The sequence below is a fragment of the Bacteroides caecicola genome (assembly GCF_023337095.1).
Lineage (GTDB): Bacteria > Bacteroidota > Bacteroidia > Bacteroidales > Bacteroidaceae > Phocaeicola > Phocaeicola gallinarum.
In genome coordinates, this window is the sequence record NZ_JAMBLM010000001.1 from 161,853 (window position 1) to 174,943 (window position 13,091).

Annotated in this window: 12 protein-coding genes; 5 read left to right on the top strand and 7 right to left on the bottom strand. The window is 48.8% G+C overall.

The genetic code is table 11. The annotated features are described in order from the left end of the window. Positions 1-30: 30 nt before the first annotated feature. The 5 genes from recA (at position 31) to M3085_RS00630 (ending at position 6,125) form a co-directional block, all read left to right on the top strand. Positions 31-1,080 carry a recombinase RecA gene (recA, locus tag M3085_RS00610; RefSeq protein WP_178255810.1) on the top strand — a complete coding sequence of 350 codons (1,050 nt, stop codon included), beginning with the start codon at positions 31-33 and terminating at the stop codon, positions 1,078-1,080. Positions 1,081-1,163: 83 nt separating this feature from the next. Further along, the gene (locus M3085_RS00615; RefSeq protein WP_249052049.1) at positions 1,164-1,751 is read left to right on the top strand and encodes a GrpB family protein; all 588 of its coding nucleotides are present in this window, start codon (positions 1,164-1,166) and stop codon (positions 1,749-1,751) included. Between the two features lie 303 nt (positions 1,752-2,054). Further along, positions 2,055-4,343, top strand: coding sequence for an NADP-dependent malic enzyme (locus M3085_RS00620; protein WP_178255812.1), 2,289 nt, complete (start codon positions 2,055-2,057; stop codon positions 4,341-4,343). Positions 4,344-4,463: 120 nt separating this feature from the next. After that, positions 4,464-4,643: a hypothetical protein gene (locus tag M3085_RS00625; protein WP_225230984.1), complete on the top strand. Its 180-nt coding sequence runs from the start codon at positions 4,464-4,466 to the stop codon at positions 4,641-4,643. Between the two features lie 147 nt (positions 4,644-4,790). Beyond that, complete coding sequence (locus M3085_RS00630) at positions 4,791-6,125, top strand: NADP-specific glutamate dehydrogenase (RefSeq protein WP_178255813.1); 1,335 nt, start codon at positions 4,791-4,793, stop codon at positions 6,123-6,125. 104 nt (positions 6,126-6,229) lie between these two features. On the opposite strand, the gene M3085_RS00635 is transcribed toward M3085_RS00630, so the two are convergent. From M3085_RS00635 to M3085_RS00665, 7 genes are all read right to left on the bottom strand, one after another. After that, positions 6,230-6,649, bottom strand: a complete 420-nt coding sequence (locus M3085_RS00635) for a DUF2007 domain-containing protein (protein WP_249052050.1) — start codon at positions 6,647-6,649, stop codon at positions 6,230-6,232. A gap of 152 nt (positions 6,650-6,801) precedes the next feature. Beyond that, positions 6,802-7,926: an AMP-binding protein gene (locus M3085_RS00640; protein WP_249052051.1), complete on the bottom strand. Its 1,125-nt coding sequence runs from the start codon at positions 7,924-7,926 to the stop codon at positions 6,802-6,804. Between the two features lie 11 nt (positions 7,927-7,937). Next, complete coding sequence (gene menC, locus M3085_RS00645) at positions 7,938-8,993, bottom strand: o-succinylbenzoate synthase (protein ID WP_249052052.1); 1,056 nt, start codon at positions 8,991-8,993, stop codon at positions 7,938-7,940. A 12-nt stretch (positions 8,994-9,005) separates the two neighbouring features. After that, on the bottom strand, positions 9,006-9,821 hold the full coding sequence (gene menB, locus M3085_RS00650; protein ID WP_178255817.1) for a 1,4-dihydroxy-2-naphthoyl-CoA synthase: 816 nt from the start codon (positions 9,819-9,821) through the stop codon (positions 9,006-9,008). An 18-nt stretch (positions 9,822-9,839) separates the two neighbouring features. Then, a complete protein-coding gene (gene menD, locus M3085_RS00655) occupies positions 9,840-11,501 on the bottom strand; it encodes a 2-succinyl-5-enolpyruvyl-6-hydroxy-3-cyclohexene-1-carboxylic-acid synthase (RefSeq protein ID WP_249052053.1) in 1,662 nt (553 codons plus the stop codon). 16 nt (positions 11,502-11,517) lie between these two features. Then, positions 11,518-12,639 carry an isochorismate synthase gene (locus M3085_RS00660; RefSeq protein ID WP_249052054.1) on the bottom strand — a complete coding sequence of 374 codons (1,122 nt, stop codon included), beginning with the start codon at positions 12,637-12,639 and terminating at the stop codon, positions 11,518-11,520. Beyond that, entirely contained in the window at positions 12,636-13,055 is a 420-nt protein-coding gene (locus M3085_RS00665) for a PaaI family thioesterase (RefSeq protein ID WP_225230985.1), read from the bottom strand. The genes M3085_RS00660 and M3085_RS00665 overlap by 4 nt, the downstream gene beginning before the upstream one ends. Between the last annotated feature and the right edge of the window lie 36 nt (positions 13,056-13,091).

Sequence of the window (13,091 nt, forward strand, 5' to 3'; positions counted from 1 at the left end):
TTCGGTTTGTTACTTAAATTGAAAGAATAGATGGCAAAAAAAGACGAATTAGAGTTTGAAGGTGGAGTGGAAAACACTCCGAAGCCCAATAACAGTGAAAAGCTGAAAGCACTTCAGGCAGCGATGGACAAGATAGAGAAGAGCTTCGGTAAAGGCTCTATCATGAAGATGGGCGACGAACACGTCCAAGAGGTAGAGGTGATTCCTACCGGCTCTATCGCGCTGAATGCGGCTCTTGGTGTAGGCGGCTATCCGAAGGGACGTATCATCGAGATTTACGGTCCGGAGTCGTCCGGTAAAACCACACTGGCTATCCATGCCATTGCCGAAGCGCAGAAAGCGGGAGGCATTGCGGCGTTTATCGATGCCGAACATGCGTTCGACCGTTTCTATGCAGCTAAGCTGGGTGTGGATATCGACAACCTGTGGATTTCGCAGCCCGACAGCGGTGAGCAGGCACTCGAAATAGCCGAACAGTTGATACGCTCATCGGCTATCGACATTATTGTTATCGACTCGGTGGCAGCCTTGACTCCGAAAGCGGAAATCGAGGGAGACATGGGCGATAACAAAGTAGGTTTGCAGGCGAGACTGATGTCGCAGGCGCTGCGTAAAATGACCTCAACTATCAGTAAGACGAACACCACATGTATTTTCATCAACCAGTTGCGCGAGAAAATCGGTGTGATGTTCGGGAATCCCGAAACCACTACCGGCGGTAACGCCCTGAAGTTCTACGCATCCGTGCGTCTGGATATCCGCAAGGGGCAGCCGATAAAAGACGGTGAAGAAGTTATCGGAAACCAAACCCGCGTAAAGGTGGTGAAGAACAAAGTGGCTCCTCCGTTCCGCAAGGCAGAGTTCGATATCATGTTCGGTGAAGGAATTTCTCACAGCGGCGAAATCATCGACTTGGGAGCCGACTTGGGAATCATCAAGAAGAGCGGCTCATGGTATAGCTACAACGATACGAAGTTAGGGCAAGGTCGTGATGCAGCGAAACAATGCATCAAAGATAATCCGGAACTGGCAGAAGAGTTGGAGGGATTAATCTTTGCAGCCTTGAAGGATAAAGATTAAGATTCGGAAAATCCCGAATCAGATAACGTCCCGACTCTTTTCTCATAGAGAGTCGGGATTTTTTTTATTTGCAACAAATCCGTATGGAAGTAAAAGTAGTACCTTATAATCCTGATTGGGAAAGAATGTACCGACAAGAATCTTTTTGTTTGCGTAACATTTTGGGAAACGAATTGGTGGCTATTTACCACATCGGCAGTACGTCTGTGCCCGGATTGGCAGCCAAACCGATTATTGACATCATGCCTGTGGTAAAAGACATTAACCGCATCGACCGGTTGAATCTGGAATTCGAACGGTTAGGTTATGAATGTATGGGGGAGTTCGGCATATCCGGACGCCGTTACTTTCGTAAAGGAGGCGATAACCGTACGCATCAGGTGCATGTGTTTCAGCAAGATAACCGTACAGACATCGACCGTCATTTGGCTGTGAGGGATTATTTGCGCACCCACCCCTCGGAAGCGGCTCATTACGGAGCTTTGAAGCAAGAACTTGCCTTGCGCTTTCCTCATGACATCGAAGGATATTGCGATGGAAAGGATGGATTTATGAAACAACTTGAGGCGAAAGCATTGGCTTGGTATGCCTCCGATGCAGCGGCTGTATTATCCGTAAAGCCGGTCTTGTTTATTTTATCTGGTTTGCCGGGCAGCGGAGCATTTGAATAAAAAATCAGTTTATCGAATTTTGTAATGAGCTTGTTCTTAGCTATTTACCGATAGGCTGAAAATAAGGAAAATTCTAACGGTAGAACCGGACGGTCTTCCGAATAGAATTGGCCAACGCTACCGCATGGGATGACCGACACTAACGGTAGCGTTTGGGGGAGGCACGACATCGGACGATTTTGTATTTTGCTTTCGTCGGAGAAGTTTCTTAGTTAAACCAACTTCCAAATTAACAAAATATAGATTTCTTCAATTAGAAATTTATGTATATTTGCGCCGAAACTTATAAAACCGAAAAACATTATGGCTAAAATAACAAAAGAAGCTGCCCTGCTGTATCACTCGCAGGGAAAACCGGGAAAAATAGAAGTCGTTCCCACAAAACCTTATCAAACACAACGCGACTTGTCATTGGCTTATTCGCCGGGGGTAGCCGAACCGTGTCTGGAAATCCAGAAAGACCCCGAAACGGCTTACGATTATACCGATAAAGGAAACTTGGTGGCTGTTATCTCAAACGGTACGGCAGTATTGGGACTGGGCGATATAGGAGCAGTGAGCGGTAAGCCTGTTATGGAAGGTAAAGGATTGTTGTTTAAAATCTATGCAGGTATCGACGTATTCGATATTGAAGTAAACGAAAAAGACCCGGATAAGTTTATAGAGGCTGTAAAGGCGATTGCTCCTACTTTCGGTGGTATAAATTTGGAAGATATCAAGGCGCCGGAGTGCTTTAAGATAGAGCAACGCTTGAAAGAAGAACTGGATATTCCGGTGATGCACGACGACCAGCACGGTACGGCTATCATCTCAAGCGCCGGACTGGTGAACGCTTTGGAAGTAGCCGGTAAGAAGATAGAAGATGTAAAGATTGTAGTGAACGGAGCCGGAGCATCGGCCATTTCATGTACGAAACTGTATCTGTCGCTCGGTGCACGTTTGGAGAATGTGGTAATGCTGGACAGTAAAGGTGTTATCTCAAAACAGCGTACCGACCTGAACGAACAGAAGAAGTTCTTTGCAACCGACCGCACCGACATCCACACGCTGGCAGAAGCCATCAAAGGTGCCGACGTATTCCTCGGTTTGTCGAAAGGTAACGTTTTGACGCAAGATATGGTGCGCAGCATGGCAGACCATCCGATTGTGTTCGCGCTGGCTAATCCTACTCCGGAAATCTCTTACGAGGATGCGATGGCTTCCCGTCCCGATGTATTGATGTCAACCGGACGTTCTGACTATCCGAACCAGATTAATAATGTAATCGGATTCCCGTACATTTTCCGTGGAGCATTGGATACACGTGCAAAAGCTATCAATGAAGAAATGAAATTGGCTGCCGTACGCGCCATCGCTGGATTGGCTAAAAAGCCCGTCCCCGACGTAGTGAATGCAGCTTATCATGTTAATAACCTGACGTTCGGCCCGGACTATTTTATCCCGAAACCGGTAGACCCGCGCTTGATAACCGAAGTGTCAATGGCGGTAGCCAAAGCTGCGATGGATTCAGGCGTAGCGCGTAAGCAGATTACCGACTGGAACGGTTACAAGAATCATTTGCGCGAGTTGATGGGACAGGAAAACAAGCTGACTCGTCAACTGTATGAAACGGCTCGTCAAGACCCGCAGCGTGTGGTATTTGCCGAAGGCATCCACCCCAACATGCTGAAAGCCGCTGTCGAGGCTAAGGCGGAAGGTATCTGTAACCCGATTTTGCTGGGCAACGAAGAGCGCATCGAGAAGCTGGCCAAAGAGTTGGATTTGAATCTGGAAGGCATCGAAATCGTAAACTTGCGCCACGACCGCGAGGCTGAACGCCGTGAACGTTATGCACGTATTCTTTGCGAAAAGCGTGCCCGCGAAGGTGCCAACTATCAGGAAGCTAACGATAAGATGTTCGAACGCAACTACTTCGGTATGATGATGGTTGAAACGGGAGAAGCAGATGCTTTCGTAACCGGACTGTACACGAAGTATTCGAATACCATCAAAGTAGCGAAAGAAGTAATTGGTATCCAGCCGGAGTATAAACACTTCGGTACGATGCACATCCTGAATTCAAAGAAAGGAACTTACTTCATTGCCGATACGTTGATTAACCGCCACCCCGATACCGATACGCTGATTGATATCGCTAAATTGTCGGCAAAGGCAGTACGTTTCTTCAATCAAGAACCGGTAATGGCTATGCTTTCTTATTCAAACTTCGGTTCAGATGCAGAAGGAAGTCCGGCAAAGGTACACGAAGCGGTAGATTACATGCACCGTACTTATCCCGAACTTGCTATCGACGGTGAAATGCAAGTAAAATTTGCGCTCGACAATAACTTGCGCGATGAGAAATATCCGTTTACCCGTTTGAAAGGCAAAGAAGTCAATACGCTGGTATTCCCCAACCTGACTTCTGCCAATGCTACTTACCAGCTTATCCAAAACATGAGCGAAACAGAAGTGATTGGCCCGATTCAGATGGGATTGAACAAACCGATTCACTTTACCGACATCGAAAGCTCAGTGCGTGACATTGTAAACATCACAGCCATTGCCTGCATTGACGCCATCGTTGCAAAGAAAATGAAAGGTAACGAGTAATCTTTATAAATATAAAAATAATAGATAAGAATACGGATTGACGCGGATTATGCAGATAAATAGTAATTGCTATCTGTTTAATCTGCGTCAATTTGTATTTTATAAAAAGCCTGTAATTCTATGCGAAAACCACTCAATAATACGCAATGTGTCATTCTTACGCTTTTTTGGGCGGCACTTTGTTTCATCGTTCTTACTTCTGCGTCGCGTATTGACGGACCGCTTATTATAACCATTCTTATTTCAGGGGCATTGGTTTTTATTCCTGTCATTAAGTCAATCAAAGGCGGTAGAAAGTAGCTTTTCTTCAGTTTCCTCTTGTTTTACTTTGTGTTTTGATACTTTTTTGTGATTTTTCTTGAAGAAATGTTGTATAAATAAATTATTATCTATACTTTTGTCACATCAAACAAAGAAAAACAACCAATTTAAAATAAGAGATCCATTATGAATGCAGCTAAAGTTTTAGAAGATCTGAAAAGAAGATTTCCGAATGAACCTGAATATCATCAGGCAGTTGAAGAAGTGTTAAGCACTATCGAAGAAGAATACAACAAGCATCCCGAATTTGATAAGGTTAATTTGATTGAACGCCTTTGCATTCCTGACCGTGTTTATCAGTTCCGTGTTACGTGGATGGACGATAAAGGGAATATCCAAACCAATATGGGTTACCGTGTACAGCATAATAACGCCATCGGCCCGTATAAAGGAGGTATTCGTTTCCATAGTTCTGTAAACTTGGGTATCTTGAAGTTCTTGGCATTCGAACAGACTTTCAAAAACTCTTTGACAACGCTCCCGATGGGTGGAGGTAAAGGTGGTTCCGATTTCTCACCCCGCGGCAAATCCAATGCCGAAGTAATGCGTTTCTGTCAGGCATTTATGTTGGAATTATGGCGTCATATCGGTCCGGAAACCGATGTTCCCGCAGGTGATATCGGCGTAGGCGGTCGTGAAGTAGGCTACATGTTCGGTATGTATAAGAAACTGACCCGTGAGTTTAGCGGCGTATTGACCGGTAAGGGTCGTGAGTTTGGCGGTTCGCTGATTCGTCCGGAAGCTACCGGTTACGGAAACATCTATTTCTTGTTGGAAATGCTGAAAACCCGCAACATTGACATTCAGGGTAAAACTTGTTTGGTTTCTGGTTCGGGTAACGTTGCGCAATATACGGCAGAAAAACTGATTCAGTTGGGTGCAAAGGTCGTTACGATGTCTGATTCTGACGGCTATATTTACGACCCGGATGGCATCGACCGTGAAAAGTTGGATTACATCATGGAACTGAAGAACTTGTACCGCGGACGTATCCGCGAATATGCAGAAAAATACGGTTGCAAGTATGTTGCCGGCGCACGTCCGTGGAACGAAAAAGCCGACATCGCACTGCCTTCTGCTACGCAAAACGAAATTAACGGCGACGATGCCAAAGCATTGGTAGCAAACGGAGTATTCGCTGTGTCTGAAGGTGCCAACATGCCTTCTACTCCCGAAGCAATCCGTGTATTCCAAGACGCTAAGATATTGTACGCTCCGGGTAAGGCTGCCAACGCCGGCGGTGTTTCTGTATCCGGTTTGGAAATGACTCAGAACTCTATCAAGTTGAGCTGGAGCCAAGAAGAAGTGGATGAAAAACTGAAGAGCATCATGAAGAATATCCACGAGGCTTGCGTGAAATATGGTACTGAACCCGACGGTTACATCAACTACGTGAAGGGTGCTAACGTTGCCGGATTCATGAAGGTAGCCAATGCAATGATGGCTCAGGGCATCGTGTGATGAACCGTAACAGATAGTTTCTCGAACATATTATTTACTTATCATTTATGCCATCCTGCTTTCGGCGGCTGCGTAAGTCGCGAAAGCAGGGTGGCTTTTTTATTTCACTCCTTGCTGTGGCGGGAAACGGGGCGGTCGAAATGCGCTCCGCAGTTCCGGCATACAAATTCCCAATGCTCCGTGCCCGGAGGGGCTGCGGCAAGGGCGGCAATGATTCCGGAGAACAGTGCCCGCAGCCGATGGCGTTTTTTCAATACAAAACGGATGTCGTCGGAATGACAGCGGGGGCAGTATTTAAGCTGTTCGGGAATCATCTCGTTTCGTTCAAGGATTTCCAGTGCACGGCTGTAGTCTGCTTCGTAAACAAAAATATCTACTCCGGCAATTTCGCTGATATATCCCCGAAGCACGTACGAAGTATTCACATTGTGAAGCACGGATGGAATGCCTTCATTTTCAAGCGCTCCGCTGATGATTTGGGCTTGGAAGGCATCGTTGCAGGTCATTAATCGGACGGTTCTCATGCTGTGATTAGATTAGAAAATAAGGGGTATTTGAGATGTTTACAAATCTACAGAATTTAGGTGAAAAACGCAAGCGGATGCGTTCTATAACTTATGCGGATAAACAATAGAACGCATCCGCTTGTGTTGGGTAACGCTATGGGTAGCGTTTTTCAGTCTTTGCCGATGGGGTTTTGAGGGGCTGAGGCAGCTATTTTTTTCGCTGTGGCACGGTCGGGTTTTCCTGTTCCCGTTTGCGGCAATCGGGTTATGCACACCGTTTGCTTGGGACGCCAATAAGCCGGAAGCGTTTCAACCGCCTGCCGGATAGCCGGACTGTCGGGAGCAAAGTTTTCAACCAACAGCACGATGCGTTCACCGAATTTGGCGTCGGGTGCCGAAGTCACCATAAACGGGCAGGGAAGCAGTGGGCGCAGCGACGCTTCCACCTGCTCGATTTGCACTTTCACGCCTCCCGTGTTCACGGTATTGTCTTTACGCCCTAATATGCGGAATTGCCCGCGCGCGTTGAACTCCACGATGTCGTTTGTTATCAGTAGCTCCGGGTTGACCAACGGGGCATGGATGGCAAGCGTATGGTCGGGTGTGAGGCGGACATCCACATTCGAGAAAGGCGTGTACCATTCCGATGCTTCTTTGCCATTCAGTCTCCGCAGAGCGATGTGTGAAAGCGTTTCGGTCATGCCGTAGGTACTCCATACTGCGTGGGGAAACGACTTTAGTGCCTTGCCCAACGCTTCGTCGATGGCTCCGCCGCCGATAATCAGGTGGCGCACATCCATCAGCCGCTTCCGTTCCTCGTCTGTTTGCAGGCTGTTGAATACCTGCATCGGAATCATGGCGGAAAACACGGGTGTCTCGCCGATAGCCTGCATCGGGTGTCCGCACGGAGTGACCGGAAGGAGGTTCAGCCCTGCCACGAGTGAGCGTACCACCACCATTTTCCCCGCGATGTACTTCAGCGGCATACACAGCATGGCGGAGTCACCGTGCCGAAGTCCGAGGAAATCGACCGTCAGCATGGCGGAGTTCATCATCCGATGCTTCTCTACCCGAAGCGGTTTGGGTGCACCCGTCGAGCCGGAAGTGTGTACCGTCAGTCGGTCATCATCGTTAAACCACTCGGCAAGGAATTCGGCAACTTCGGCATAGAAACTGTCCGTTCCGTAGCGTCGGCGGAATTCGGCAAGCATTTCTCCGGCGCAGTAATCCGCATCGTAAACCGTCCCGTCGATGGTAATAGTCTGTTGCTTAATGTCTGTAATAAACATATCCATACCGCTTCCGGTTAAAGGTTAAGGAATTGCTTTAAGTCTGGTTCGGGTTCTTCCGGATGAAACCAGAGGCAATCGCCCTCGATGTGAAGCGGATAATCTACATTGTCGGTAAAGAGCAATCCCGTGCCCAAGCCTTGAGGAATAGACGGGTGAAGCGTGGCACACCATTGAGCAATGGCGTTCAGCCCCACGTTCGACTCTAATGCCGAGGTAATCCATGAGCCGATTCCCCGTGCTTCAGCCAGCTCAATCCACTCTTTCGCCCCGTAAATTCCCCCGTGCAAGGAAGGTTTCAGGATGATGTATTGCGGACGAATCGTTTCCAGCAATTCGATTTTCCGCTGACGCTCGTTCACACCGATAAGTTCCTCATCCAAAGCGATGGGGAAAGGAGCGGCTTCACACAGTCGGCTCATCGCCTCCCACTGCCCGGCGCGAATCGGTTGCTCGATGGAATGAAGATGAAAACGGTTCAGCTCATTCAACTTGCGCGGAGCATCCTCCGGCGAGAAAGCCCCGTTCGCATCAACCCGCAGTTCGATTTCTTCCGGCGAAAAATGTTGGCGGATATGGTGGAGCAACTCCAGTTCCTTGTCAAAATCGATGGCCCCAATCTTTACTTTGATGCACCGGAATCCCAAGCGCATCTTTTCCTCAATGCGTCGGTACATCTCATCGAAGTTCCCCATCCAGATAAGCCCGTTGATAGGAATCCCCTCCGTTCCGGCTGAAAAGGGTGTCTGGAAGAAGCGCAGACTTCCGGCATGAAGGTGCAGAAATGCCGTTTCCATCCCGAAGAGCATCGACGGATAAGGGCGGAATGCCTCGTAATCAATGCCCGCTTTCTGCTCTACGTCACGACATAATTGCGACAGTATCTGTTCGTATTCCGGCACGGCATCGCAACTCAAATCGGGCAGGGGCGCACATTCACCCACTCCGTAACGCCCCGTTTCCGTATCGGTAACCCAAAGATACCATACCCGGCGCGTATGATAAACCCCGCGCGACGTGCCTGCCGGTTGCTTGAAATGCAGTGTGCGGGGAATGATTTCAATATGATACATGGAAGACAAACATTAAGGGAATTTCGGATATTTCGACCAGTCGGGTTTCCGTTTCTCAAGGAAAGCGTGTCCGCCCTCTTGTGCCTCCTCGGTCATGTAGTAAAGCATGGTAGCATCTCCCGCCAATTCCTGTATGCCTGCCTGTCCGTCGAGTTCGGCATTCAGCCCGGCTTTAATCATGCGTAAGGCAAGCGGACTGTGTTGCATCATTGTCTCTGCCCATTCTACCACCTCGTCTTCCAGACGGTCGAACGGAACCACCTTGTTTACAAGCCCCATTTCGAGTGCCTCTTGCGCCGAATACTGCCGGCAGAGAAACCATATTTCGCGTGCCTTTTTCTGTCCCACGATACGGGCAAGGTAAGAAGACCCGAATCCGGCATCGAAACTGCCCACGCGCGGACCCGTTTGTCCGAAGATGGCGTTCTCGGAAGCAATCGTCAGGTCGCAGACCACGTGAAGCACGTGACCGCCTCCGATGGCATATCCGTTTACCATCGCGATAACCGGTTTCGGGAGCGAACGTATCTGCTTCTGTACGTCTAACACATTCAGGCGCGGAACACCGTCGGTTCCCACGTATCCGCCGTGGCCTTTTACGTGCATGTCTCCTCCCGAACAAAAGGCTTTGTCGCCCGCTCCGGTCAATACCACTACATTGATGTCTTGACACTCACGGCAATAATACAGAGCATCGCTGATTTCGGCAGTGGTTTTCGGAGTGAACGCATTGCGGTAGCGCGGACGGTTGATGGTTATTTTCGCTATCCCGTTATAAAAATCGAAAAGAATATCTTCGTATTCTTTAATGGTTTTCCATTCTCTCATAATCAAAGTTCAATTCGTTTATTTTAGGTTGTGATAATATTCTTTGAGCAATTCTACGTCGGCAGCTTTGTCGGTAAATACCTCAAGCAACATCGGGCGTTGGGTAATCGAGGGCTGGGTAAACTGTTCGGCAGCCGCCGTTAATTCGTCAGCGTTATGTGCCGCAAGGTATTCAAATCCGCAGTCTTCCGCCCAAGCGCGAGCCGACGTCCGGTGGGTGGCCGTAACGAAGCGGCGGGCATTCTCGTGCAGTTCCAGTCCGGGGAGTGCGTGGAATATCTCGCCTCCGCTGTTGTTCAGCAACAGGATACGCAGGTTAGCCCCGTAATTCGGATTCCAAAGCGCATTCATGTCGTAGAAGAAACTTAAATCGCCGATGAAGATAAAGTTCAGTTTCTCTGAAGCAGCGGCATATCCCACGGCGGTAGAGAGCGAACCTTCGATTCCGTTCGTGCCTCGGTTGGATAACACTTCCACTTCTTCCGGCAAGTTGAACAGTTGTGCATAACGTACAGCCGAACTGTTTGCCAAATGTAAAGCGCAAGGAGCAGGCAACCGACGCATTACTTCGCCTATGGCACTCATCTCTGAATACGGGAAGGATGCCTGCGGAATAGCCTTCGATAGCGTTTCCCATTGGCGCGGGTATTCGGGCGTGCGGGTATTCATCATCGGAGCAATCTTTTCAAGAAACTCAAACGGGTCTATCTCTATTACCGTGGTGAGTGAACCGAACAAGTCTACTACCTCACCGTCAGCCGATATGTGCCAGTGTTCTACGGGCGGATGACGGCGGAGGAACTTTTTCAATCGCTTCGAGATAATGTGTCCGCCGTAAGTGATAAGCAGTTCGGGACGCATTTTCTGCTGCGCTTCAAAGTCCATCGAGCACAGTAACGGTTCGATGTTACGTATAGGGATTCCCGGAATGGTGCGGTTACTGATGTTTTCCGTAAACCAAGCGAAGTGCTTGTAAAGCATTTTGATGTATCGCTTGTCGAACAGGTATATCAGATTCATCTGCCCCACCACCATCATGCGTCGCTGATACTTGTTCAGTCGGTCGATGAGCGGTTGATAATCTTTGTCGTAGATGTTGAGTCCCTGATAGCGGGTAATGACACGCGCTTCGGGCAACTCGCTGACCGGAAGTTTGAAGAACGGTTCGCTTATGGGCACATTGATATGTACCGGTCCTTTTCCGTGGTGATTTAATTCCAGCAACGCTTCATTGATAAGCCGGTTACAATACCATTCATCCTCATCGGTTGTTACTTCGGGAAGGTTTACCGATTTTTTTACCAGCGAACCGAATACTCCCGGTTGAGGCAAAGTCTGTCCGTCCATTTGCCCGATCCATGCTCCGGGGCGGTCTGCCGAGATAACTATCAGCGAAACTTGTTGATAAAATGCTTCGGCAACAGCCGGATGCAGATTCAGCAATGCCGTTCCCGACGTGCAGCAGACGGCGGTGGGTGTACCTCCGTGAAGGGCAAGTCCCAATGCAAAAAATCCCGCACTCCGTTCATCGGTCACCGGGTAACACGTAAATTCCGGTACGTTGGCAAGCGTTTGTACCAACGGAATGTTTCGGCTTCCGGGACAGAGAACTATTTTATGTACGCCGTGAGCTTTCAGAAGGGCGGCAAGTTGAAGTATGCTTTTCTTGTCGGTATACATAGCTGTATGAAAGGTATTATTGAATGATTTGCTTCATGGTATTCATCTTGTGGCGGGTTTCTTCCCATTCCGTATCAGCTGTCGACGACGGGAGTATGCCTCCTCCGGCATAGAGTGTGGTCTGTGCGTTGTGGATGTGCATACAGCGCAGGTTGACGTACAGCGTGGTGTGTCCCTGCGAGTCGAGCCATCCGATGATTCCCGAATAGTAACTGCGGTCATAGCCTTCGTTTTCGGGAATGAACTCGTAGGCAGCCTGTTTCGGCAAGCCACATACGGCAGGAGTGGGATGAAGTTCGCTCAGGATGTCGCCCAAGTTGTCCGTATTCTTCAAACAGAAATGGAAGTCGGTTTTCAAGTGAACCAACTGTCCGGCACGGGCGGTGTACGGACCTTTTTCGGTGAGCTTCGAACCGAATTTTTTTATCGTTTTACGCAGGTATTCGCTTACGAAAGCCTGCTCTTCACGGTTCTTGTCACTCCAGTTTTCGGGCATCACTTCGCCTTCCATCGGCATCGTTCCGGCGAGCGATACCGTATGCCATTGGTTATCCTGCCCGCTCAGTATGATTTCCGGCGTGCTGCCTATCCACGTTCCGGTGATGGGAGTGTGGGTAAGCGATATCATCATACGCGGATAGCTGTTACAAGCATTGATGAACGCCCGGAGCGGTGAAAAGTTTTCCGGCAAATCGAGCGTTTCGTTTCGTGAAAGCACCAACTTTTTAAACGTCCCCTCGCGTAACGGAACGATGAAACGATTAAACGCTTCGGTATAATTTTTCTTTCCGTGGGCAGTGCCCGTGTGTATGGTCTCTGCGGTTTCGGCTGACCGGATGAGGCTGCTGTCTGTATTCAAGTGTTGAAGAACCTCTTCTATTTGTTCCCACTCGCGTGCCGTGTGGTCGGGGCGGATGATAACCCCCGGATGCTCCGGGCTGTAACGGAAAGGAGCAAGGACAAATCCGGTCTTTCCGTTCAGTTCGCTTAAATCTTCAAAAGTTTCTACTTCCTCGGTTTCGTTCTGAAGAATTAAAATCGGCTCGTCTGTCCACGGCAAACGGTAGATGGCGAAACAGACGTGGCTTTGCGTCAGCCTGTCTATCAGTTGGTGTAATTTGGTTTCAGGTATGTTCATGAATGTTTCTTTACGATTTTGTTGACCACACGAGCCGTCGAAACCAACTGCCCGTTTTGGTTCATGATGTCAATATTCCAAGTATGCAAGGTTCTTCCCCGGTGGATGAGTGTTCCTGTCGCAGTGATGGTTTCGCCCACCGGAACCATCCTGAAGTGATTGGCGCTGACCTGTATGCCGCACGGCATTTCGCTTGCCGCACAGAGCGGGATAGACCCGTGTCCTGCTACGATTTCCGCCAAAGCCAACGAAGCGCCTCCGTTTAATACGCCGAAAGGCTGACAACTGCGTTCGTCTACCGGCATGGAGGCTTTTACGTAGCCATCTTTCATTTCTTGAAAAACGATGCCTAAATGTTCTCCCATCGAGTGCGACAAGTCGGGGAGTTCGTAGGACGTTTCATTGCTTGTTTGCATATTCTTTCAGATTATTTACTATGCAAAAGTACAAAT